The 23,400-nt window shown below is 51.2% G+C and carries 20 protein-coding genes, 1 pseudogene and 1 riboswitch; of the genes and pseudogenes, 4 read left to right on the plus strand and 17 right to left on the minus strand.

The window, feature by feature from the left end; translation table 11 throughout:
- The first annotated feature begins 113 nt into the window (after positions 1-113).
- Positions 114-1,586: a GntR family transcriptional regulator gene (locus DWX59_RS25015; protein ID WP_117562728.1), complete on the plus strand. Its 1,473-nt coding sequence runs from the start codon at positions 114-116 to the stop codon at positions 1,584-1,586.
- Between the two features lie 81 nt (positions 1,587-1,667).
- Here the strand turns inward: DWX59_RS25015 and DWX59_RS25020 are convergent, their stop codons facing one another.
- The 7 genes from DWX59_RS25020 to DWX59_RS25050 all read right to left on the minus strand — a co-directional run bounded on the left by DWX59_RS25020 (position 1,668) and on the right by DWX59_RS25050 (position 10,071).
- Positions 1,668-2,762 carry an ABC transporter ATP-binding protein gene (locus DWX59_RS25020; protein WP_117562730.1) on the minus strand — a complete coding sequence of 365 codons (1,095 nt, stop codon included), beginning with the start codon at positions 2,760-2,762 and terminating at the stop codon, positions 1,668-1,670.
- Positions 2,763-2,775: 13 nt separating this feature from the next.
- Positions 2,776-3,795 carry a FecCD family ABC transporter permease gene (locus DWX59_RS25025; protein WP_117562733.1) on the minus strand — a complete coding sequence of 340 codons (1,020 nt, stop codon included), beginning with the start codon at positions 3,793-3,795 and terminating at the stop codon, positions 2,776-2,778.
- A gap of 12 nt (positions 3,796-3,807) precedes the next feature.
- The gene (locus DWX59_RS25030; RefSeq protein WP_409337947.1) at positions 3,808-5,067 is read right to left on the minus strand and encodes an ABC transporter substrate-binding protein; all 1,260 of its coding nucleotides are present in this window, start codon (positions 5,065-5,067) and stop codon (positions 3,808-3,810) included.
- The gene (locus tag DWX59_RS25035) at positions 5,064-5,984 is read right to left on the minus strand and encodes a hypothetical protein (protein ID WP_117562738.1); all 921 of its coding nucleotides are present in this window, start codon (positions 5,982-5,984) and stop codon (positions 5,064-5,066) included. Before DWX59_RS25035 ends, DWX59_RS25030 begins: the two co-directional genes overlap by 4 nt.
- A gap of 69 nt (positions 5,985-6,053) precedes the next feature.
- Complete coding sequence (locus DWX59_RS25040) at positions 6,054-7,118, minus strand: sirohydrochlorin cobaltochelatase (protein WP_117562740.1); 1,065 nt, start codon at positions 7,116-7,118, stop codon at positions 6,054-6,056.
- Positions 7,119-7,570: 452 nt separating this feature from the next.
- A riboswitch (cobalamin riboswitch) is annotated at positions 7,571-7,771 on the minus strand.
- A 60-nt stretch (positions 7,772-7,831) separates the two neighbouring features.
- Positions 7,832-9,097: an SLC13 family permease gene (locus DWX59_RS25045; protein ID WP_117562743.1), complete on the minus strand. Its 1,266-nt coding sequence runs from the start codon at positions 9,095-9,097 to the stop codon at positions 7,832-7,834.
- Entirely contained in the window at positions 9,094-10,071 is a 978-nt protein-coding gene (locus DWX59_RS25050) for a mannonate dehydratase (protein WP_166460301.1), read from the minus strand. The genes DWX59_RS25045 and DWX59_RS25050 overlap by 4 nt, the downstream gene beginning before the upstream one ends.
- A 125-nt stretch (positions 10,072-10,196) precedes the next feature.
- Here DWX59_RS25050 and DWX59_RS25055 point away from each other — a divergent pair, with 125 nt between their 5' ends.
- Positions 10,197-11,114, plus strand: coding sequence for a LysR family transcriptional regulator (locus tag DWX59_RS25055; protein ID WP_117562747.1), 918 nt, complete (start codon positions 10,197-10,199; stop codon positions 11,112-11,114).
- Positions 11,115-11,275: 161 nt separating this feature from the next.
- Positions 11,276-11,827, plus strand: a pseudogene (locus DWX59_RS25060) (MATE family efflux transporter); the annotation flags it as partial.
- A gap of 79 nt (positions 11,828-11,906) precedes the next feature.
- Here DWX59_RS25060 and DWX59_RS25065 read toward each other — a convergent pair.
- The 10 genes from DWX59_RS25065 to DWX59_RS25115 form a co-directional block, all read right to left on the minus strand.
- Positions 11,907-12,743 carry a MarR family winged helix-turn-helix transcriptional regulator gene (locus DWX59_RS25065; protein WP_235845175.1) on the minus strand — a complete coding sequence of 279 codons (837 nt, stop codon included), beginning with the start codon at positions 12,741-12,743 and terminating at the stop codon, positions 11,907-11,909.
- Positions 12,744-12,755: 12 nt separating this feature from the next.
- A complete protein-coding gene (locus tag DWX59_RS25070; RefSeq protein ID WP_117562750.1) occupies positions 12,756-13,049 on the minus strand; it encodes a metal-dependent transcriptional regulator in 294 nt (97 codons plus the stop codon).
- Between the two features lie 232 nt (positions 13,050-13,281).
- The gene (locus DWX59_RS25080) at positions 13,282-14,424 is read right to left on the minus strand and encodes a Gfo/Idh/MocA family protein (RefSeq protein WP_117562753.1); all 1,143 of its coding nucleotides are present in this window, start codon (positions 14,422-14,424) and stop codon (positions 13,282-13,284) included.
- A gap of 10 nt (positions 14,425-14,434) precedes the next feature.
- Entirely contained in the window at positions 14,435-15,835 is a 1,401-nt protein-coding gene (locus tag DWX59_RS25085) for a GH1 family beta-glucosidase (RefSeq protein WP_235845176.1), read from the minus strand.
- 12 nt (positions 15,836-15,847) lie between these two features.
- Positions 15,848-16,321, minus strand: coding sequence for a VOC family protein (locus DWX59_RS25090; RefSeq protein ID WP_117562806.1), 474 nt, complete (start codon positions 16,319-16,321; stop codon positions 15,848-15,850).
- Between the two features lie 70 nt (positions 16,322-16,391).
- The gene (locus DWX59_RS25095; RefSeq protein ID WP_117562755.1) at positions 16,392-17,402 is read right to left on the minus strand and encodes a mannonate dehydratase; all 1,011 of its coding nucleotides are present in this window, start codon (positions 17,400-17,402) and stop codon (positions 16,392-16,394) included.
- 6 nt (positions 17,403-17,408) lie between these two features.
- Positions 17,409-18,818, minus strand: coding sequence for a mandelate racemase/muconate lactonizing enzyme family protein (locus DWX59_RS25100; protein ID WP_117562758.1), 1,410 nt, complete (start codon positions 18,816-18,818; stop codon positions 17,409-17,411).
- A 59-nt stretch (positions 18,819-18,877) separates the two neighbouring features.
- The gene (locus DWX59_RS25105; RefSeq protein WP_117562760.1) at positions 18,878-19,732 is read right to left on the minus strand and encodes a carbohydrate ABC transporter permease; all 855 of its coding nucleotides are present in this window, start codon (positions 19,730-19,732) and stop codon (positions 18,878-18,880) included.
- Position 19,733: 1 nt separating this feature from the next.
- Entirely contained in the window at positions 19,734-20,612 is an 879-nt protein-coding gene (locus DWX59_RS25110; RefSeq protein ID WP_117562763.1) for a carbohydrate ABC transporter permease, read from the minus strand.
- A 97-nt stretch (positions 20,613-20,709) separates the two neighbouring features.
- Complete coding sequence (locus DWX59_RS25115) at positions 20,710-22,020, minus strand: ABC transporter substrate-binding protein (RefSeq protein ID WP_117562765.1); 1,311 nt, start codon at positions 22,018-22,020, stop codon at positions 20,710-20,712.
- 256 nt (positions 22,021-22,276) lie between these two features.
- Here DWX59_RS25115 and DWX59_RS25120 point away from each other — a divergent pair, with 256 nt between their 5' ends.
- On the plus strand, positions 22,277-23,290 hold the full coding sequence (locus DWX59_RS25120) for a LacI family DNA-binding transcriptional regulator (protein WP_117562768.1): 1,014 nt from the start codon (positions 22,277-22,279) through the stop codon (positions 23,288-23,290).
- Positions 23,291-23,400: the final 110 nt, after the last annotated feature.

Here is a 23,400-nt window from a genome sequence, read left to right on the forward strand (position 1 = left end):
TTATAATTCAAGTACAAAGAAAATTCAACAGACTTCTGGAAATGACCTCCATAAAATGATAAAATAGACTGCATGACATAAGAAATCATTTTACTATACGAGGTATTGAACTGTTGAAAACAAAGTTAAGGGTCCACAACCTGATTTACCAGTACTTTCTGCTGCGCATGCATTTCCAGTATTATCAATATGGCGATACCCTGCCTTCCATCGACACCCTCTGCCGTGAATTCAGTGTTTCCGCCCAGACCGTGACCACTGCACTGCAGCGGCTGCGTGAAGAAGGCTACATCGACATGCACAACGGGAGACAGACAAAGGTCCTGTTCAGACAGACCGGGGAAGAATATGAGGCTTTTATCCGAGGGTTCTTCTCCGAGCGGCTGGACGCCTCCTCTGATTTAACCAGGACCACGCAGATGATCTGCCTCCCTCTGATGACCGAAGGATTCATGCGTATGGACCATAGGGACCTGGCATACATTGCCCCCTTTGCCAAACGGTCCGGCGCCGACGATGTCCTCTACCTGTTCTGTTATGCCCTGCAGAAGCTGGACAACCCCCTGGCCATGAACCTGTTCTGGGAAACCTCCCTGTTTCTTGGACTGATGTTTGTCAGTGAAAACAAGGAGCCTTCCATGAGGAAAGCCCTGGACATCCAGGGACAGCTGGAAAACATCATATCCCTGTGCAGGGCAGGGAACCGGGAACAGCTTCATGAAGCGCTTCTCCATTTCCTAAGGGATTCCGTGGAAAAGGCATTCCAATCCATCCGGCGTTCCCTGGACCCGTTCACGCAAGCCGGACCGGTTCCTTTTGTCTGGCGTATTTACTGGGAAAGGCCCCAGATCTGTTACGGGCTGACCATGCGGATCCTCCACGGCATATACCTGGGGGAATACAGGGACATGGAATATCTTCCTTCATATGAAAAGATGTCCAGGAAATATAATGTGTCCGTGAGCACGGTCCGCCGGGCCATCCATATCCTGAACCAGACAGGGGCTGCGGTTTCTGTAAATGGCGTGGGGACCCGTATCTTCCCTGCAGGTACGCCCTGCGGCCTTCCCGATTTCCAAAGCCCTGCCATACGCCGCAACCTGTCCCTTTTTCTGCAGTCCTTTGAAATCATAGCTTTTTCCTGTGAGGAAGCGGTCTGTTCCACCCTTTTGTCGCTTACCCCGGAACAATACTCACGGTTAATCCGTGAAATTGAAACATACCGGGAATCAGGCTGCCATGACTTTACCTTATGGCATCTGCTGATCTGCGTTGCTGTCCACAGTCCCCTGTCCGGTGTACGGGAAATCTATTCCAGGCTGTACGGCCTCTTTCTCTGGGGGTACCCGCTGAAGGCGTCGCTTCCGGACGCTTCCCGGCTGGACCGCACCATCAGGCAGTTTTCAGAAACCATACTTCTCTGCCTGCAGGATAATAAGCCGGAACAATGCGGCGCTGCCGTGAGGGAAATGATTACCGGGCAGTTCCCTGCCGCGGAAAGATATCTGCTGTCACACGGGATCACCACTGAGGAGCTGCGCATGTCGCCCTCCATCCGGCTTCTTTTAAACACCCCAATCGGATAAGGCCTTGCTTTTGTCCGCAAAATACCGCCCCTTCCGGATACTTATGTTCCTTATCCGGAAGGGACGGTATGTTTCATCCAATCATATGTATTTTTCCTTGTGTTTCCCCAGCTCTGCCAGACGCCGGTTCTTCTCATTTACCGGACCGAAATCCTCAATACAGCAGATGACCCGCTCACAGGATGCAAGAAGGGCTGCCGCCCGCTCATAGGTCCTGTCCTTAATCAGTTCAAACGGTGCTTCCGACACCACCTCCGCGGCCAGGGCCCTGGCAACCGGATAATCAATGTCATTCTCATGAAGGATACCGGCTGCAAAGGGAATCCCCCTGCGCTGGAGTTTCCGGTAAACCGGTATTCCGCTTCCATTCCCGCCTATGACAAAGACCTCCGGCTTTCCCTTTACCGGCTCCATCTCAAGACAGCCAAGTTCTGCATGGTAGCTTCCTTTTGAGATTCCATACAGCTGCGTGATATAGGAGGATGTGAAAATCTCTTCCGGCGTCCCCAAGCGTTCAATGGTGTCCCCATTGACGCATACAATATAGTCCGACAGCTTCTGGGCCAGGTCCAGTTCATGAAGGGACATGAGTACCGCCACCTGTTTTTCCCGCACCAGATCTTTTAGGATGGTCAGAAGCTCCAGTTTATGCCGTATATCTAAAAAGGAAGTGGGCTCATCCAGCACAATGGCCTCCGGCTCCTGGCAGATGGCCCGCGCAAGGAGGATCCGCTGCTTCTGCCCATCGCTTATCTCCATGAAGTCCCGCCCCCCAAGGTCCCCTGCATGGACCAGTTCCATGGCCTCCCTTACCTTTTCACGGTCCTCCCGGCCCAGGATTCCCAGACGTCCCGTGTAAGGGTAGCGCCCTGTAGCAACCACATCCTCACAGGTCATGAGTTCGGGGCGTATCCGTTCCGTCATCAGCACTGACATCCGCCTGGCTATCTGTTTTTCCGTCATATCCTTCATGGAGGCACGGTCCAGATACACAGCGCCCCCCAGCAGGTCAATCTGCCGGATGATGCTTTTCAGTATGGTGGATTTCCCGGCTCCATTGGGTCCAATCAAGGTCACGATCTGGCCGCGCTTTACATGGATTTCAATCTGGGCAATCAGCGGCATCTTCCCATATCCCACTGTCATGTTTTCCGTAAAAATATAATCCTCTGCCATGGTTCCTGCCTCCTTAGGATGCGCCATTTTTATTGCGCACCATCATGTAAATCACAACCGGCGCACCGAAAACAGCGGTGACCGAACTGATGCTAAGCTCAGTGGGCGCAAACACGGTCCTGGCAATCAGGTCGCAGAACAGGCAGGACACGGCGCCGCCCATAAAACAGCCTGGAATGACCAGGAGCGGCCTGGCCGTGCCCAACATACGTTTCACAATATGGGGCACCGCAATGCCCACAAAGGAAATAGGCCCGGCAAAAGCAGTGACGCAGGCGGACAATATGCTGGACAGCAGGATCAGCGCCACGCGGAACCGCAGGATGTTCACGCCCATGTTCTGGGCGTACACCTCCCCCATCTGATATGCGCCAATCGGTTTTGCCATCCAGAACACCAGGAGGAGCGACACCGCAGTCACGGCCGCCATCACCCGGACATTGTCCCAGGACATCCCTGAAAAGCTTCCCATGGACCAGTTGTGGAGATTAACGATATTGGCCTCATCTGCAAATGTAATGATAAAATCAGTCACCGCAGAGCAGATATAACTTATCATCACGCCGCAGATGACCAGCATGGACATTTTCTTCACCCGCCCCGAAATCAGGAGGACGAACCCCATGGATATCATGGCGCCTGCAAATGCCGCCAGTATCATGCCCCCGGAACTGATGGATATCCCCCTGCCAAGCAAAAGGATCATGACCAGGGATACCACCAGCTTGGCGCCGGAAGAAATCCCCAGCACAAACGGACCTGCAATGGGGTTTGCAAAAAAAGCCTGCAGCAAAAAGCCTGACACGGACAGCGCCCCTCCCAGTATGACGGCTGACAGGATGCGGGGAAGGCGGATATCCCACACAATATGGTACGCGGTTCCCTCACCGGTCTGCTTAAGCAGGATCTTTCCTATCTCCCCCGCGGACAGACGGACGCTGCCAAAATTAATATTCCAGAAAAACAGCAGGCACATCATGGCTCCCAGAAGCCCGAATGAAATGCAGTACTGCGTGTATGTTCTTTTAGACATTGGGACAACTCCTTACCGCAGCCGGTACATGTAGGCCATTTCCTCCTGGTCCGGCGCTTCCTCTGTGAGGATCCGGTGGATATCCAGTATCATATCGCCCAGGCCCATGGTTTCCTGAAACATGCTTTTCTCCGTGCACCACACATTTCCCTGTTTCACAGCCTTAAAGTCAGCCAGGACGCTGCTTTTGTCCAACAGCTGGTCAAGGGACTCCAGTCCCCCGTCAATGGTGCTGTTATAAATCAAATAATCCGCTTCCTTTGCCGCTGCGTAAAACGATTCCATCTGCATGTTCATGGTGGACAGCCCATTGCCGTTCCCGTCCAGGTCTCCCGGAACATAGGTCCCGCCGGCCAGTTCAATCATTTTAGCCACATAATCCCCGGACTTCCTCACATTCACATATCCGTTGGAAGTGATGTAGAAAAATGCCACTGTCTTTCCCGTGCCATCCTGGTCCAGCACAGGCCTCAGGTTCTCCATCTGTTTCTCAAAGCAGGCCTCTGCCTGCTCCTCCCTGCCGGTAAGGACCCCATACAGCTTCAGCCACTCCATCCTTCCAAGGGGGTGGCTTTCATAGCTGGAACGCTCCACCAGCACGGGTATGCCCAGCTGTTCCAGCTGTTCCTTTACTTCCGGGGAATGGCTGATCATGGTTGACTCGATTGCCAGGTCACATGCTTTTGACAAGATCAGCTCATAATCAGGGGCATTGTATTTGCCGGCATAGTACATATCCCCATCTTCCAGGGCCTGCCTTGCTTCCTCAATATACCAGCCCCTGGCGTCCGTGCCGGACAGGGTAATCTGGTCCATGGCGCCCAGGCTTTTAAACAGGTCCATGGCCGAGGTCGCAACCAGGTAGATGTCCTTAAGGGGACGCCGGATAACCGTCACATCCTCCGGCAGGCCTTCCGGCTGCTCTGCCTGCTCAGGAACCACCAGGAAACGGCCGCTGTCCCTGATGGTAATCATGGCGCATCCATCATCATAATAATCCACGGCAAACTGGTCTGCGTACAGAAGTTCCATGGTGCGTATGACTTCCCGATTCTCCCAGGAATCCTGGGAGGGCTGCTCCTTTGCCGGCTGCGGCCGGGCTGCCTGCGGCTGCCCTGGCCGGGGCTTATCCGGCTGCTGCCGGACCGTCTGCTCCTTTGCCTGCCGTGGCTGCCCTCCTGTTTCCCTGCCCGGCGCAGCGCACCCGCCGGCAGCCGCCATCAGAAGGCAGATCATCATAATTGTGGTTAATATTTTTCCTGTTCTCATCATTGGACCTTTACGATGGTGGCTGAATCAAATATCAGCCCATACTCAATCTCATGCGGCTCACTCATAGCGACCGTATCCGCAATAACCGGCATGTTCCTGTCAAATACAGCCACCGGGATCTCAAACGCAGAATTGCCCTCTGTGCTTATAAGGTCGAACTTCTCACCGTCCACCTTCATATAATCGTAATTGGCGCTGCCCCAGATAATGGTTGCAAAGACTTTTCCGTCTTCCACCCGCAGGGATGCAGGGGATTCTACGCTGGCCCGTCCCGAACCGCCTGTCAGGACAACCTTGGCCGTATACATTCCGTTTTCCAGGTTCAGGCTTCCTGCTGTTGTGACATTTTCCTCAGATAAGCAATCCGGCGGTATGGAATCAGAACAGAACACCAGGACGCGGTCATACCATTTTTCTTTCTTTTTACTGAATGCGCTGCAGTCAATTTCCATATCCAGGGCTTTGACAGGAACTTTAAAAGTATGCGCGCCCCCTGCCGTCTCCACATATGGGATATAATCCGCTTCAGAAGCCTTCAGGGCCGCCTCTCCGGTTCCCATATACAGCTTCAGATACCCGGTGCCGCCCATGGTCATGACCGCGCTCATGGCGCCGTCCTTTACCGTAAGTCGGCAGGCGGTTATCTGGAACATGCTGGAGCTGGAGTCCACTTTAATCGGGTATACCCCGTCTTTTATTTGATCGGCGTATATAGGCGTCCGCTTTTTGGCTTCCCGGTCCGGGTTTCCGGAGATGGCTTTTGCTGTATCTGGGCGGGTTCCGGCTGCCTGTGCTCCGGTTCCGGCTTCCTCTGCCTGCACTCCGGCTCCGGCATCCTGCGTTCCGCCGGCGCATCCCCCGGCCAGAAGCATCATGGCAATCATGACTGCAGATAATCCTGCTTTTTGAAATTTCATATTCATTCCACCTTTAAAAGGGCGATCAGCAACATAACCCCGACCGCCCATTCTTCCTGTTTAACCTGATTACTTTGACAGACTGTCCACTGCAGCCTGTGCGTGTTCCACAAAAAGCTGCTGGATGGCTTCCATCTCCCCAAGGCCGCGTACAAGGCATGTTACCTCATAACCAGCGCCCTCAAATGCAGTTTTCCATGAATCTTCCTCATCCCCTGCCATATCGTTGTTGGCATGGTCGCCTGCCACTATCATTAACGGCTCCAGGACCACCTTCTTATAGCTGCCTTCCTTAACCTTGGCAAGGACATCCTCCAGGCTTGGCTCTGCCTCAACTGTTCCTACATAATAATTCTTATATCCTGCATCTGCCAGCATATCCTGCATCTTTGCGTATACATGGTTGGAATCCGCCTCTGTACCGTGTCCCATAAAGCAGATAGCTGTTTCCCCGTCATCATACCCCACAGTTGCCTCTGTAATAGCCTTCATGACAGCATTGAAATCATCATCCGTGGTCAGAAGCGGCTTACCGATTGCCACTTTCTCAAAGGCATCTGAATACTCCGCCACTTCATTTACAAGGTCCGTGTATTCCAGTCCGTCCATTAAATGGGTCGGCTGAATGACCAGGTTCCTGACGCCATTCTTCTCCGCGCGTTCAAGGGCCTGGCCAACATTGTCAATTGCAACATTGTCCCGTGACTTCACATGGTCAATGATGATCTGGCTGGTAAATCCTCTTCTGACCGAGTAATCCGGGAATGCCTTTTCCATTGCATCCTCAATGGCCCCTACGGTCAGGCGCCTGTTGTCATTGTAGCTGGTGCCGAAGCTGACTACAAGAAGCTCATCCTCACCAATCCCGTCCTGGTTCCTGGTGTTATCCTTGGAAGCGTCTCCTGTATCATAGTTCTCTTCATCCTCTGCTGCCATACTGTCTGCTGTCTCCTCTTCACTGGATTCTTCTGCGGCGGTTCCTGCTGCCATGGATTCTGCAGTGGTCCCTGTTTCCGTCCCTGTCCCTGCACCGGCCGCCACGGCCTCTGTTTCCTTTCCGCCTGTACACCCTGTCGCGGCTGCTGCTGTAAGGGCTGCTGCTGTTAATAATACTGCCAGTTTCCTGATTTTCATCTTCTCTTCCTCCTTATTTTAAAACCATATCGGTTCCGGTGCCATCTTAAAACAATGCCCCCATGATGAGACGTCAGGAGCACGTCCTTTGACGGCAGTCCGGCAAGGTATCAGGAATACGCCAGAAACAGCTGAAGATTTCCCCAGTACGGCAGACATAAAAAAACACAGGGGAGATTCCCTGTGCATCTGATTCCATCCTCACAGGGACCCGCATGCCCTGCAGAACGGTCCCTGGGCTGTAAATACATATAACAACACCCTGAAGCAGTTTTCCGCAAAAGCAGTTATTCACCGTCTGAGTCAGAAATCTGCGGTCACAAACATGCCTGAAGGTTGCATTTCCCCCTATATGCCAATCGCTGGGGAAAGGCTGCCCAGGCGCGCTTTAAACGCCGTAAACCGGTACGACCAATTACTCGTGGTCTGGAACCATATTCCTGTACCAACAACTGGCAGGTTTCCTGACTTGCCGCTCAACACCCATAACCGCCTTCCCAACCCGGACCGGATCAGTGGCTGTACATGACAATGGTTATGCGCTCCCGGCTTACAGTGACGAGATCGTACAGGATTCGCACCTGTTTCCCTATTATCCGGCGCCTGAAGGATCAGACATGTCCCCATGACAGATCCGCAGACGCCGGCACCAGCTGTTCTAAACTCGATATGCTATATCCTACCATCGATTGGCAGAAAAAGCAACTCTGTTCCTATACCATTGGAAAAAAGAAATTTGCCGACAGGCATACCGCAATACCATAGACCACCCACAAAGGCAGGAATACCTTCAATATATTCTTAATCTTATACTGTCCCGCGCCAAATGCGATAGCGATGGAGGGAGAGCCGGTGGGGGTCAGCATAGCCGCCGTACATCCAGCAAAAATAGCCATGGTGAAGGGTCTGGGGTCCAGCCCCTGGGCCAGGGCCGTCACAACGGCCAATGGCACGAATACCTGCTGTGTCGCAGTGTTGCTCATAAACTGGGTCAGTATTGCGCCTGCAAAATAAAAGGCAAATAGCATCAGCATAGGTGACGGATTACCGCCAAGAAGTGTCATGATGAAATCCGATACAACAGTACCCGCTCCCGTCTTCTGCATGGCTGTCCCAAGGGGAATAACGCCCGCCAGCATGAAAATCGTATCCAGGTTTATAAAGTCCTTAATGTCATTCAGGTTCAGGATCTTCAGGTATGTCAGGACAATGACCGCTATCACAGGGAGGATATACATTGGAAACGGCAGATAGTTCTGGAACAGGATTCCAACGAAATTCAACCCGAAAATAAGATACACGATATTTTCCTGGCCCGCAGACAGTAATGGCTTTCCATCCGCTTCCTCCTTAATGGACAGACCGTCGATGCGGTTGGCCGGCAGCCATTTCCACCCAATCAGTACAATATAGGCAAAAGCTATAACCGCGGGAAGCAGGATTACCTTACTGTAGTCCAGCGCCTCTATCATGGCAGGCGCACCGTTTGCTTCCAGAAGCCCATTGATCATGACAAAATACGCTCCTGGCAAAAGTCCCTGGACACAGTGGGCAAGCACGGCGCCCGGAAATAACAGGTGGGCCGGCTGGACCCTGCTCTTCTGGTCAAATGCAGCCATGAACGGAAGAAACATACTGATCAGCGCCGTAGGCATGCTGAACTGGATGATAACAACACAGGTCAGCATATAGGCAAAAACAATAAGCTGCCCTTTACCGGAATGTTTCACCATCAGCGTCTTCATTTTCGGCACCAGTCCCGTCTTACCCAGGGCGCCGCTCAGAATAAACATACCTGCAATCATCACCACATTTGAGTTGGAAAAAGAAGCATATGCTTCATTAAAAGTCAGTACCCCGGTCAGACACAGGACCGTGGATGCTGTCATTGCCACCAGTCCCAGTTTAAACCTGCCGCACAAAAATCCGGCAATCATCAGCAGCATCACAAGCAGTGTAATGATTAACTGTATATTCATTTGTTTTTCTCCCCCTGTATCTCATTTTCCGCGCAATGCAGAAGCGCTTTCATGTAGCCTGTAAAATAAGCGGCAGACATGTCCGACATTCTTTTGCCATCCCGTTCAAAAAATGGATGGTCAATGTTCAGCTGTCCGTCATAACCGCATCTGACCAGCTGCTTCATGATGGCATACATATCCGCGTATCCGTCCTCCAGCAGTGTCTCCTCAAAATACGGCATGGTAGAACTGACATTACGGAAATGGACAATGGAGATTTTATCCTGGATGCAGAAGGTCTCTATGTCTTTCATCAGGTTTCCGAAGTCCTGGCTTTCCAGCCAGCAGCCGATACACATCTTCATGGTCAGATAGGGGCTGTTTCCAACCATTTCAAATGCCCTTTTATAGCACTCTGTATTCCATATCAGGCTATGTACACCGCCCAGGGATGGAACTGGCGGATCATTGGGATGCAGGGCCAGCTTCACATCTGCTTTTTCACATACCGGCAGGGCACGGTCCATGAAATACCTGAAATTGGACCAGATTTCCTCTTCCCCATACTCCCTGTCATTCGCAATCGGCCTGGACAGGATTTCCTCCATGTCACAGATAAACGACTTTTCGCCATGATTATACTTACCTTCACCGATGCGGCTGCGGAAAATCCCGTTGGGCTGCCATGCAATGTAGTTGACCGGTACTCCTGCTTTTCCAAGAGCCCTGGTAAATTCATTGTATCTGTCAATCCACAGGTCCCTTTCTGGTTTTCCCAAATGGATTTCCGGACATTTCTGCAAATCCGGACATCCTGCATCCGCGATTTTTAAATTGTATTTAGCTGCTTTCTCCTGAAAATGCATAATGCTGTCATAATCCGTATCCTCCAGCATGAAATTAACTGCCAGGTATTCAATCCCCATCCCCCGGACGGACTGCATCTGTTCCTCTGTCATCCTGCTGGAACAATTGGCCTGTACTTTTATCATAATCAACATCCTTTTCCTCTATTTTTGCCGCGGTTTTTATATACTTATTATAAAAAAACATTGAAAAAATGTACACTTTAGTTTATAAATAACAGTATAGTCAAAAGCTATAGAAAGGATATCATATGGACTTACACCATTTGGAATATATTGTGGAAATCGCAAAAGAAAGAAACATATCCAAGGCAGCCCAGAACCTGCACATTTCCCAGCCCACCTTAAGCATTTATCTTTCCAAACTGGAACAGGAACTGAACCTGAAACTCTTCCACCGCGCCAATAATGTACTGACCATCACAGAAGCCGGGCAGAAGTATGCTAAAACCTGTCAGCAGATATTAGATTTAAAAGAATCGCTGTACAAAGAACTCTACAGCGATAAGAATCATGTGTTTTGTATGGGCATCTTATCCAGTGATGCCGCTGTATTCGGCAAGGTCATGAAGGATTTCAACCGCCTCCATCCCCAGATTACCCTAAAGCCCGTGATTCAGAAATCAAAGGAAATCTATGAGTCAGTCCTTAGCGGGGAACTGGATTTTGGGTTCATAACCTCTTATTCCAGCCATCCAAAGGATAGCCTGCCAGAGGTAAATACCTCCATTGTAAAGGAATACGAACTCATGTGCTGCATCGCTAAAAACAATCCTGTTTACAGCATGCTGCACCTGGAGGACGGAATACTAATGGAACAGGATTATCCGCTTCTTAACCAGCTGACCCTTTCCGTATCCAGCATACCCATGATACGTAAACGGATTCTGGAGGATCTGGTTATTTCCATGGATTTACATCCCAGGCAGGTCGTCATCAATGACAGCCTGGAACTATGGGCCCCGCTCCTGGCCATCAATCATATGTACGGCTTCTGGCCATACAGCCATATGGATGACAGCATTGCACAGATTCCCCTTCATTTTCATCCAAACGTATGCAAACTGCTGATTTACCCAAAAGGTATCCGGATGGCTGCCCCGCAAAAGCAGATGATACGGATGGTGATAAAGGAATTTAAGGACAGGCCTTACTATTATAACATATAATCCATATGGTAAATCTGCACTATGTACACCAAGGAAAATTTTGTAACTCTTTCATAATTACACGGACCGGGAAATTCTGATATATTAGATACTGCAATATGGCTGTAGCTTCTGTCGTGAAGGTCATTCACGAAGGCTGCAGCTTTTTTTTGTAAAAACAGCTATCAATCGTGGTTGGGATTGCGGCCGGATCCCAGCCCATCGTGGGTTATAATTACGGTGCCGGTCACTGGCATAGGGTTAGATGCATCTTCATGACCATGATGATGGCCGAATTCTGCGTGGGACTCATATCCATGATATGCTTTGAGGCATTCCCATTACAGATCATCAGCATATTCGGCAGCGAGGACGGGCTGTACAATGAGTTTGCAGTACTGGCCTTCCGCATATTCCTGGGAGGGATTGTGCTCTGCTGCATCCAGAAATCCTGCAGCATCTTCCTTCAGTCAATCGGCAGGCCCGCGCTGTCCATGATGCTGTCCTTGTTCAGGGACTTTATCTTAAGCGTGCCTTTAACATTAATCCTGCCCAGACTGTCCGGCGTAACCATGGCCTTGTATTCCGGACCAATCGCAGACATAATTTCTTTTGGGGCGGCTGTTCTGTTCATGTGCCGGATTCTCAGGGAACTGGACCGATTGGAGGACAACGCCGGGAAACGGCCAGATGTTCCGGGAAATATCCAATCCCTTGAAAAAGCCGGCTGTTGAAAAGCCGGCTGTGAAAGAACCCTCTTCTAAAAAAACAGGCAATGGACATCCGCGTATGAAAATCCCCCAATCATCCCCATCACCGTCTGCGCCTGTCAAACCGCCTTCCAGGGTCTCTTTCGTCCTCATGCGGCCCGCGTCCAAAACCATTGCCAAGGGGGCCGTCCCCATGGTGATGGCAGTGCTCCCTTCGGCCGCGGCCGCGGCTTAATATATAATCATGCATTTCCTTCATCCTGTCAAATGTATAGTCAGAAGGATGCTCGGGGTCCAGGTGTCTTATGATTTCGTCTTCCAGGCGTTCCAAAAAACCTTTAAACTGCCTCTGCTCCTGATTGTCAAAGCAGTCAAACAGACGGTCCGTGTCCCTGCCGTCAAACCCATCTGCCTGTTCGACCGCCCTGCGGCCCTCTTCAGTCAGTATAATGTCCATGCTCCGCCTGTCATGTTCACCTGGCACACGCTTCACATAGCCCTTGTTCTCCAGCTTTCTTAATAGTTCACTCATGGACTGGGTACTGATTCCCAGAAGATAGGACAGTTCCCTGTGGCTTATCTCCGGCTTCAGTTTTAAGATTGCCAGGATCCGGCCCTGGCCCTTAAACGGGCTTCCCGCAGGGCCATTTTCCTTGCAGGCCTCTGTCTGGTAGCGGTGTAAGAGCATTCCGATATGGAAAAAGTGTTCGGATAGATTTTTTCCGTCGGCCTTCTTATCCCGGTCCATACCCTGGTCCCTATCACAGGCTGCATTGCAGTCCGCATCACTGCCTGCGTCACTGTCAGGCCCCCGCTCCCCATCATAGTCTGCATCCTCACCCATTTTGGGTTCCATGTCGTATTCCGTATTTGATTCCATGCCATACCCCATGTCCTGCCTCCTGCTTCTATCTTCATTTCCATTGTTCATATAACCCATAACAAACTCCTTTCATTCTGCTGTACGTGTCATGATTCCCCTGATACCCTTTATGGATTCAGGGCTTAAATAATGTTCTATCCTGCACGCATCATGCTCCGCCACTTCCTCCGGGACCCCGATGCTGCACAGGAACTGTTTGAATGTTACATAGGAATCGTTGATTTTAGACGCTATTGCATAACCGTTTTCCGTCAGGTCGACCTCATGGTTTTCATGTACCCGAATCAGATTCCCCGATGCCAGTTTGCGGAACGCAATGGAAACACTGGGTTTCTTGACCCCCAATGCCGTCCATACATCCATTGACCTCCTCCTGGGAGCAGGACGGATTTACCGTGATCTGCAATGACACAATCCTGCGCTCCGGGCCGGCATGGGCCAGCCATATGAACCGATTTCCTTATACGCCATATCTCTATACGACGTATCCATAAACGCAAAATACATCAGGTACCTGATATAAATATAGCAGGTACCTGATGTATTGTCAACCCGGATTTTATAAACCGTAAAAAACAATGATAAAAATCAATTCCTATAAAGCCAGGGCCCCCTCCGGCTGGTTCATGGCGTAGGACCCGCCCAGATATCCCCTGGGCAGCATGGGCTGTCTTTCAAACCTGGTCTGCATTTCATAAAAACCTTTTGTGCGCCCGCTCTCAATCATGCCGGTCAGGACTTCCAGTGAATGAAGCGCCATATCTGCCCTGGTTCTGGGAACACGTCCCATTTGCAGCGCCCAGGCCATTTCAGCCACGCCAAGCCCCCTGTCATCCCCGTCATATCCATGGGTGTGGGGAAATACAACCGGCTCTGTCCGTCCCTTTAAGATGACCTTTACATCACCCCCGAAGAAGTTAGGGTCTTCCAGGAACAGGATTCCCTCTGTCCCATAAAATGCAACATACGGCTTCTCTGTGCGGATGCTCCTGGAGTTAAAGTGAAGGGTTCCCACACATCCATTCCTGAATTGCATGGAACCGGTAAGGTATGTCTCGGACTCCTGGGTATAGGCTTCCCCAAAGTTCCCATTTTTCACAAAGTAATGGGACTGTTCCGGCATACATACCCCGGACATGCCGCACACTTCCTTAACCTCGCCCAGTATGTTGACCATGGCAGTGGTGTAATAAATCCCCACGTCAATTCCAATCCCTCCTCCCGGCCTGGAGGTATAGGGGAATTTTTCAGCCAGAAGCCTGGCATCCCTTTGAAGGACCGCCACACAGGAGGTCACGGTCCCAATCACGCCCGATTCCACCAGATACCTGGCAGTCTGTACGGCCGCTCCCAGGAATGTATCCGGGGCGCTGCACAGCAGTTTTCCCTTTTCCTCGGCCAGAGAAACCAGCTCCCGGGCCTGGCCGAATGATGCAGCCAGCACCTTTTCCGTGTACACATGTTTCCCATGTTCCAGAAGGTTCCTGATTACATCATAATGGGCGGCCGGGTTGGTCAGGTTCACCACAATCCCTATCCCGGGATCCCCGAGGATTTCCTCCATGGTCAGCACAGGGATATCATAGGCCGCCGCCGTATCCCCGGCCAGCTGCCGGTTTAAGTCGCAGCACCCGGCCACCTCCAGGATTTCAAACCCATTGGTCATGTTCTCAAAGTAGATACGGCTGATGGCCCCGCATCCGATTACCGCTGTTTTTACCTTTTTGATTCCTTTCATCAAGGCCTCCTTATACCGCGTTATCCCGAATCACCCCGGCATACCAGTGGCCGCTTTCCTTAATGATCCGTTCCTGGGTATGAAAGTCCACGAATACGATTCCGAAACGGCTTCCATACCCAAAGGACCATTCAAAATTGTCATACAGGGACCACTGGAAATATCCCTTCACATTGACCCCCTGGGAAACAGCTTCCCAAAGCGCGCACAGATGCCGGTGAAGATAATCCTTCCTCGGTCCGTCCTCCACCTTTCCCTCCATGGAAACCACGTCATGGGAAGAGGTGCCGTTTTCTGTAATATAAATGTTCTCTATGCCATATTCATTTTTCATGCGCAGGAGCATGTTGGTAAGGCCCTGCTCTGTTACAGGCCAGTTCCTGTCATTGACCGGAACATGCTTTGGATTCTCAATCCTGAAACCAAGAGGCCATACATGCGGGTCTGCCTTTACATAAAAGTCATTGTAATAGTTTAACCCAATGAAATCCAGCTTCTGGCCCATGAGCTTCATATGCTCTTCTTTAAACTCAGGCAGGCGGACTCCCTTGGAGCGGTAAAGTCCCACCATGTCCTCAGGATATCTTCCAAACACAATGGGCTCGGCAAACCAGCGGTTCAGGTATCCGTCCGCCCTGGCAGCGGCCGCCCTGTCCTCCTGACTGTCTGTCAGCGGAAGCCTTCCCATAAGGTTCAGGGTGATTCCGATTTCCCCCTCATATCCCTGATTGCGGAAGTACCTCACTGCCAGGCCATGTCCCACATAGAGGTGGTAGGCCACCTGCACGGCGGCGGAAAAGTCGCGCAGCCCCGGCGCCTGCCGTCCCTCATAATTGCCCAGGAAGGCTGCGCAGTACGGTTCATTTAAGGTAATCCATTTCCTGACCCGTCCATGGAATGCATCCATGACAATCTTTGAATACTCCAGGAAATATCCAGGCATATCAGGATTGGTCCATCCCCCCATATCCTGCAGGGCCTGGGGAAGGTCCCAGTGGTATAAGGTGATATACGGCTCAATCCCGGCATCCAGCAATGCGTCTATGAGGCGTCCGTAGAAATCAAGCCCTTTCTGATTTATTTCCCCGTATCCCTTGGGAAGGATCCTGGACCAGGCAATGGAAAAGCGGTATGCCTTGATTCCCATCTGCTTCATCAGCGCCACGTCTTCCTTGTATCTGTGGTAATGGTCGCAGGCTGTTTTCCCGTCATCCCCATCCTGTATGTTGCCGGGGATGGAACAATATCTGTCCCAAATGGTTTCCCCTCTTCCGTCCTCATCCCATGCCCCTTCAATCTGATAGGACGCGGTTGCCGCCCCCCAGACAAATCCTTCCGGGAAATGCCGTTTTCCAGGTTCCGTCCTATTGGCATTGTCATTATATTCCTGCATCCTCTTACCTCCCATCATCTTATCCCCATCCTATTCATCCCGCTCCAACAGTTCCACTACTACCTTCAGGCTGTCCAGCGCATCCATGAACGCATATCTTCCATTGGCCCCTCTGTATTCGCCTTTCTGCAGGAGCTTCATGCCCCAGTCCTCACAGGCGCTTATGGTCTTTTGCATTCCTTTCACGTTAAATGAAATATGGTGGATTCCCTCACCGAACTGCTCCAGATGCTCCCTCCATATACTTGGCTCCCCGTTGGGCTGGATCAGTTCCATCTGCAGGTCCCCAAAGTAAAAAAAGGTCATATAACATTTTGCCTTTGGCGCTGGTTCGCCCCTATATTCGGTATGGGTAATCTCAAAATCACCGCTGTTTACGGTTTCCGGTTCCTCCACCCCGAAAAAACGGGCAAATTCTTTTTTTGTCTTTTCAATATCATTTACCAGAAAACCGATCTGTGCCAGCCGCATATCTTCAATGGGCCTGTCCATATTCTTATCCATCCTTCCAATCTTCCTTTCCATCCTTTACCCATGCATGGCGGTCCAACCACGGATTCTTCCATGCCTGTTTCTATGCCTGCTTCATTGCTTCCATCTTTTCTATGGCCTCCATCAATCCTTTGATGTAAGCAGTATCTGCATACCTTACCTTATGTCCCCATTCCCTGTCCCCTTCAATGCCAGGGACATGGTCACTGACAAGAAATCCGTCAAAGCCTGAATGCATCAGCTTATACACAACCTCAAAGGGATCGAAGTTCCCCTCTCCCAGGAAGCACTCCCGGAATCTTGGCACCGTGCCCTGCACATCCCTCATATGGGCATATACCAGCTTTTTCCTGGGACCGAAATATTCAATGGCATCAAAAATGTTCCTGGCCCCGCCCTCCATCTGTGAAAAAGTCCCGATGCAGAACAGCAGGCCCCAGTTGGGGCTGTCAATCATGGCCTCCGCCCGTTTATAGCTGTCCAGGTTGATGAACATCCTTGCAATGCCGGACAGGCTTTTGACAGGAGGGTCATCCGGATGGAGCGCCATGGTGACATGGTATTCCTCGGCAACCGGTATGACACGTTTCATGAAATACTCAAAATTCTCCCACAGCAGTTCCGCATCCGGTACAGCCACATCCCTTCTCTGCCCAAAATCAGCCATGTCATCCACGCCCTGTTCCTGCAGTCCCAAATCAAAGGCCTGTACCGTGGCCCCATACCGTCCCACAGGGGCGTGGTTATCCGTCCTCCATACAAAGGATGGGGAGAAATGATATCCCAGCACGGGAATACCTGCCCGTCCCAAGCTGCGGATGGATTCACAGACATTCTCAATCTGCCTGTCCCTTCCTTCCAGTCCCAGCATGGCTTTGTCATAAAAGGAAATAGGCATGTTTTCCATGGCCTCCACAATCACGCCGTACCGGTCGCACGCGTCCTTAAAACGCGCCATGTCCTCATACTTCCACAAACCATCTGCCGGCAGGTCATAGGGCAGGTTAAACTGTACCCTGTCTATCCCCATCTGCCTGGCATTGGTAAGGATTTCCTTATCCACACCGCGAATCTGTCCATATGCCAATCTCATATTCCGTCAGCTCCAAATCCGGTCCAGGGAAGTTTCCTGGTTCCATTCATCTGTGGATACCCACACATCTTTGCCTTTCATTGGCCCATGTTCGCGGATAAGGTCCTCGTTAAGGCCCTCAATCCCAAGCCCGGGCGCATCCGTGATTACTGTGAATCCATCCTTCACAATGGGTTTCACCGGCCCAATGATTAAATCCTGCCACCACTCCGAATCAAATGCGTCATGCTCCTGGGCAAAGAAATTCTCACTGGCAGTTGCCATATGGGCTCCGGCCAGGGCGGACACTGGGCTTTCACACATATGCAGGGCCATGGACGCCCCATATCTGGCTGCCAGGTCCCCCAGCTTCTTGGTCTCCAGGATCCCGCCTGAGGTCAGCAGGTCAGGATGGACCACGTCCAGGGCCCCTGCCTGCAAAAGCGGTTCAAAGGACTCAGCCAGGTACATATCCTCCCCGGTAGCGATTGGCGCCGTGGTGGCATGCTTTAGCTCCCTGTACTGGTCTGTCAGGTACCAGGGCAGCATATCCTCCAGCCAGGCAAGATGATATTTTTCAAGCCTCCTGGCAATCTTTATCATGTCAGGAAGAGGAAAATGCCCAAAATGGTCAATGGCCAGGGGAACCTTGGTTCCAATCACGCTTCTGACCCTTCCGATATATTCATCCAGCTGATCCAGGCCCTGTTCCGTCACATGCATGTTGGTAAAGGGATGGGGAATCCTGTTAAAATCATACAGCAGCGCATTGGCCGCCGAACTTTCAGCCCTTGTGCCGGTCCTTGTGACCTGACGCACCTTTTCCTCCACCGCCCTCAGTTCATCCACCCAGTCCAGGGGACCGCAGGTATTCCCTTCCTGGGCCATCAGGAGCTCCACACTGAGTATTTTGACCACGGTAAAGCCCTGGTCCATATATCCCTTCAGGATACGGCCCACCTTCTCCGGCTCCATCAGTATGCCGGTGGCCCTTCCCTCTTCAATATGGGTATCCGCATAAAGCCTTACCTTTTCCCGGAACCTCCCTCCCAATAGCTGGTACACAGGCACACCATATGCCTTGCCTGTTAGGTCCCAGAGGGCAAGTTCAACCGCGCACACACCGGCTGCCTGCCTTGCCGGACCGCCAAACTGTTTGATTTTCCTGAAAATGCGGTCCACCTCACAGGGATTCTCCCCCATGATCCTGCTCTTTAAGTATTTTAAATACGTGGGGCTGGCCCCGTCGCGCATTTCCCCGTATCCGCTGATTCCCTGATTCGTATCAATCCGAACCAGGGAACAGCCCCAGGGCGGAAGGTCGACCTTGGTGAACTTCACATCCGTGATCCGCAGCTTTGACGGATTGGAGCTGCGGCGCACATAATCCAGACATTCCCCGTAATTGACCTCTGTCTGACCGTCTTTATTTCCCATCATCATCCTCCTGTCTTAATCCTCTCTTTATCCTGAATCCATCCTGTCCTGTCAAACCATTACCCCTTCACCGCGCCATCTGCCATTCCCTTGACAAAATACTTATTGCAGGAAAGGAAGATAAGGAGCACAGGGAACGCCACAACCGCCGAAGCCGCCATGGTGGAACCCCAGTCAACGGAAAATTCCCCTGCAAACATGTGTATGGCAATGGGCAGCGTCCTTGTCCTGGTGGATGTGCTTAAGTTCAGGGCAAACAGGAATTCCTCCCATGCATGGATATAGGTGTAGATGGCCACGGAAATCAATCCTGGCTTTGCAATCGGAAGCACCACCCTGAAAAGCGCCCCGATTCCGGTGCAGCCGTCTATCTTGGCAGCTTCCTCAAGTTCCTTTGGCACTGTCTCAAAAAAGGAACTGAGCATGATCACGCCCATGGGTATGGTAAGCGCCATATCCGCCATGATGAGTGAAAAGTGGGTATCCAGAAGCCCTGTCTTTGCAACCAGGAAATACAGCGGGATGATGATGACCACGCTGGGGATCATCTGCCCAAACAAAAGCGCTATCTTTAAAACCCCATGGCCTTTAAATTTATACCGGCTCAGTCCATAACCTGCCAGGATGGATATGAACAGTGTGACCGCCACCACACAGACCGTGATGATCACGCTGTTGACAAATGCCTGATACATCTTGGAGTTGGTCAGCACATTCACATAGTTGCTGATTGTAGGGGTATCCGGGATGATCTGCGGGGGGATATCATATTGTTCCGTGGGAAGCTTGATGGAGGTGGACAGCATCCAGATTGCCGGAAACACGGCCACCAGGACCACCAGGAGCAAAACCGCATAGGTACAGACCTGCCAGATTGGACTGGTTCCTGTCACGGACTTTTTCATTTTCGCCATTTTACTTCCCCTCCTTTTCTCTTGTCAGATAGAGATATATAAGGCTAACGGACATGGATAGGACGAACAGGACCGCGCTGGCCGCGCTGGCCATCCCAAAATCATAATCCATGAACGCCCGCTTATAAATATACATGGCCATGACCTCTGTCTTGTGGGCCGGCCCTCCCTCTGTCATTGCATAGATGAATGTAAATGCATTAAGGGTCCAGATAATCATCAGGAGGATGGTGGAGTAGCAGGTTGCGGCTATGGACGGCCAGGTGACATTCTTAAAAATGTCAAGGATATTGGCCCCGTCAATCACCGCGGCCTCCTTAAGGTCCTTTGACACGCTCTGCAGGGCGGCCTCTATCATCAGCAGGATAAAGGGGAACATCTTCCAGGTGTTGACTGCAATCACGGACCACATGGCAACCTTTGGATTGGACAGCCATGTCTGGTTTTTCTCAATGATCCCAAGGGCGCAGAAAATAAAATTGATGATTCCATAGTCGGCATTGTACATCCATTTCCATACAACGGAACCGATGATACTGGGCGTCACCCATGGTATCATCAGCAGGATGCGGATGAATGTCTTTCCTTTTACAAAGGGCTGGTGAAGCACCAGCGCCATGATAAAGCCCAGTCCAAACTGGAAGAAAACGCTTCCAAAGGTCCAGAACAGCGTATTGGCAATGGAGCCGATAAAGACCTTGTCCCCAAACAGCTTTTTATACTGGGAAATGCCGCAGAAAACAGGCGCCTCCATGAACAGCGTGTTATTAAAGAACCCCATTATCAGCGTATAAAACAGAGGATACAGCATGACCACAGCAACAACAATCACTGCAGGAAGTACGTAGCCAGCTCCGGAACGTTTTATTTTTCTAAGCATACTTTCACCTTTCTCCTCTTAAGAAGCAGGCCCTGCCGGCCAATGCCGCCCAGCGCATTAACGCCGGACGGCACCGGCAAGGCCCGCCCTGCCCGAACTACTCCAATAAACCGTTTACCGCCTGGTCAAGCAGGCTGCATGCTTCTTCTGCGGACATGTCCTCGGACAGCATTAACTGGAGGTTGTCCATGATGGCCTGACGGATTCCCACAATGTTCTTCACTGCAGGAAGCGCGCTTGCATACTGCAGGGCATCTGCGTTGGGTTTGATGATGTCCTCCGGATAATCCGCATAACGGGCCGCCACTTCTGCCGTACCTGTGAATGTGTTGGTATAGATGGCCGCAATATCAGGCCTGGTAAGGAACTTCACGAACTCCCAGGCAGCTTCCTTTTCCTTGCTGCATCCTGCAACCGCCACGGACCAGCCTCCCAGGATCGTGTTCCTCTCAGCCCCGCCCGCGGTGGGAACCATGGCACAGGCAAAATTCAAATCAGGATTTGTCTTGACGATTTCCTCCAAATCATAAATGCCGCTTAAGTACATTGCAATCTTACCGCTGGCAAACAGGGTGCGGTTTGCAATGTTGTCATTCTCCAAAAGGGATGCCGGGGCATATGCCGCCAGGTCCTTATAAAGCTGGGCCGTTTCAACAGCCACGCTGTTTCCCAGCTCTGATGCAGTGTTTTCCGCATTCAGGATATCACTGCCTGAGGAACGGAGCATGGTTATGTACTGGAATGAAAAGTTGGAATAGTTGGTGCCGCAGAGGCCGTACCCATACACATCCCCGTTGGTACATGCCGCAGCCACTTCCTTCACTTCCTCCCACGTGGCCGGAGGCGCATCGTATCCTGCTGCTGATAAGATATCTTTGTTGTAATACATCACATAGGTCTCGCTGCGGAATGGCAGGCCGTAAAGCTTTCCGCCCACCGTGGACGCATCATTGGCCCCCTGTACGAACTGGTCCACATCAAAGGAATCCCTTGCCACATATTCATCCAGCGGCTCAAGCAGGTTGGCGCTGCCAAAGGTGGTCACCCAGTCAAGGGCACAGGCCATCACATCCGGGGCAGTGCCGTTGGTCAATGCCAGCATATATTTATCATTGGCCAAATCAGCCTGGAACTCAGCCTCCACCTTGATGTCGGGATGCTCCTTGTTCCAGATTGCCTCCACCTCGGGCCACACGGCTTCCTGCCAGTTTCCATCCCAGAATTTGATGGTGGTCTGCTCTCCCCCGGTTCCTGCCTGCTGCCCGGAACCAGCTGCCTGTGCCTCGGTCCCGGAAGCCTCCCCGGCCGGTTTCTGCCCTTCCTTCCCCGAAGAGCATCCGGTCATAAGCCCGATTGCCATTGCAGCTGCCACAGTTGCGCTCAGTGTTCTCCTCACTGCCTTTTTCATGTTTTTTCCTCCTCAATCTCATTTCCATACTTCTTTTTCTTAAAATGTTAACGTTACCATTTCTTTCGTGTCTTTATACTAGCAAATATTTGTGCATATTGCAAGCATTTTTTAATAAAGATTCGTTTTTTTGCTATTTTTATCCTTATATCAAAATGTTAACGTTATTAAATATTGTCATTTCAATGCCTTGAAAGTGGTTTTGAGATATGTTATAATGAAAACACAACAAATATTTTCATAAGAGGGGACAAGAATGAAAACAATAAAAGATGTGGCTGCTTACTCCGGTGTTTCTCTGACCACTGTTTCCCGGGTAGTCAATGGATCTGATAAAGTCTCGCCCAAAACAAAGGCAAAAGTTGACCAGGCAATCAAGGAACTGGGATACTTTCCCAACAATGCCGCCCGCTCCCTGGTAAAAAAGCAGACTGACTCCATCGCCATCCTGCTGCGCAACATACACGACCCATTTTTCACCGACCTGATACGTGGGATTGAGGATGCCTCTGCCAGCCTTGGACGCAACATCATCTTCTGCAGCCCCGGTAAGGACGAGAAGGTGCGGGACCGCTATATCGAATACCTGACCAACGGTATCTCCGACGCCATCATCCTGTATGGCTCCCTCTTTACGGACAAGGCCATGGTGGAACACCTCCAGGAAGTGGGATTCCCCTTCCTGCTCATTGAAAACAATTTCCAGATGATGCCGGTCAACCAGTTCCTCATTGACAATGTGGCCGGAGCCAGGGATGCCGTGAATTACCTCATCCGCCACAACCATAAAAGGATTGCCCATGTCATGGGCAATCCCAATAAGAAGGTCATCCTGGAACGTCTGAACGGTTATATAGAAACCATGCAGGACAATGGCCTGCTGATCCAGGACTACTATATCCAGAACACACTCAGCGACTCCACCCTCTCCCTTCCAAAGTTCAGGGAGATGATGAACCGGCCCGAAGGCGAGAGACCCACCGCCATTTTCTGCAGCAATGACAAGATTGCCATGATGGTGATCAATGAACTGATGGAATCCGGGTTCAAAGTACCTGAAGATGTATCGGTTGTGGGTTTTGACAATCTGAATACATATGGTTTCTCCTACCGCGGGCCGCGCATTACCAGCATCCGTCAGCCATTATACCAGATAGGATATGACAGCATCATTTCCATTGACGGTGTCCTCCAGGGCAGCGTACAAACGCCCATTAACAGATTTTATCCTACCACGTTAGAGGAGCATGAGACGGTGTGTTCTTTGTAAAGAATGTCATATGATACGATTCAATGAGGCTGGGGAGAAGGTTCCTTTCCGTCACCTGCACGCCCCAGCCCCATCCATTCCCCGGCGGTACGGTTCCGCCCCCATAACCG

Origin of the sequence: Enterocloster aldenensis (assembly GCF_003434055.1) — a bacterium.
Taxonomy (GTDB): domain Bacteria; phylum Bacillota; class Clostridia; order Lachnospirales; family Lachnospiraceae; genus Enterocloster; species Enterocloster aldenensis.

Bases quoted from the DNA above. Each gene is read 5' to 3' on its own strand.
- DWX59_RS25100 (WP_117562758.1), bottom strand. From the start codon at position 18,818: ATGGGAAATAAAGACGGTCAGACAGAGGTCAATTACGGGGAATGTCTG.
- DWX59_RS25085 (WP_235845176.1), bottom strand. From the start codon at position 15,835: ATGATGGGAGGTAAGAGGATGCAGGAATATAATGACAATGCCAATAGG.
- DWX59_RS25055 (WP_117562747.1), top strand. From the start codon at position 10,197: ATGGACTTACACCATTTGGAATATATTGTGGAAATCGCAAAAGAAAGA.
- DWX59_RS25025 (WP_117562733.1), bottom strand. From the start codon at position 3,795: ATGTCTAAAAGAACATACACGCAGTACTGCATTTCATTCGGGCTTCTG.
- DWX59_RS25045 (WP_117562743.1), bottom strand. From the start codon at position 9,097: ATGAATATACAGTTAATCATTACACTGCTTGTGATGCTGCTGATGATT.
- DWX59_RS25090 (WP_117562806.1), bottom strand. From the start codon at position 16,321: ATGGATAAGAATATGGACAGGCCCATTGAAGATATGCGGCTGGCACAG.
- DWX59_RS25120 (WP_117562768.1), top strand. From the start codon at position 22,277: ATGAAAACAATAAAAGATGTGGCTGCTTACTCCGGTGTTTCTCTGACC.
- DWX59_RS25115 (WP_117562765.1), bottom strand. From the start codon at position 22,020: ATGAAAAAGGCAGTGAGGAGAACACTGAGCGCAACTGTGGCAGCTGCA.
- DWX59_RS25095 (WP_117562755.1), bottom strand. From the start codon at position 17,402: ATGAGATTGGCATATGGACAGATTCGCGGTGTGGATAAGGAAATCCTT.
- DWX59_RS25065 (WP_235845175.1), bottom strand. From the start codon at position 12,743: ATGGGTTATATGAACAATGGAAATGAAGATAGAAGCAGGAGGCAGGAC.
- DWX59_RS25110 (WP_117562763.1), bottom strand. From the start codon at position 20,612: ATGCTTAGAAAAATAAAACGTTCCGGAGCTGGCTACGTACTTCCTGCA.
- DWX59_RS25050 (WP_166460301.1), bottom strand. From the start codon at position 10,071: ATGATAAAAGTACAGGCCAATTGTTCCAGCAGGATGACAGAGGAACAG.
- DWX59_RS25030 (WP_409337947.1), bottom strand. From the start codon at position 5,067: ATGATGAGAACAGGAAAAATATTAACCACAATTATGATGATCTGCCTT.
- DWX59_RS25080 (WP_117562753.1), bottom strand. From the start codon at position 14,424: ATGAAAGGAATCAAAAAGGTAAAAACAGCGGTAATCGGATGCGGGGCC.
- DWX59_RS25035 (WP_117562738.1), bottom strand. From the start codon at position 5,984: ATGAAATTTCAAAAAGCAGGATTATCTGCAGTCATGATTGCCATGATG.
- DWX59_RS25070 (WP_117562750.1), bottom strand. From the start codon at position 13,049: ATGGATGTATGGACGGCATTGGGGGTCAAGAAACCCAGTGTTTCCATT.
- DWX59_RS25040 (WP_117562740.1), bottom strand. From the start codon at position 7,118: ATGAAAATCAGGAAACTGGCAGTATTATTAACAGCAGCAGCCCTTACA.
- DWX59_RS25020 (WP_117562730.1), bottom strand. From the start codon at position 2,762: ATGGCAGAGGATTATATTTTTACGGAAAACATGACAGTGGGATATGGG.
- DWX59_RS25105 (WP_117562760.1), bottom strand. From the start codon at position 19,732: ATGGCGAAAATGAAAAAGTCCGTGACAGGAACCAGTCCAATCTGGCAG.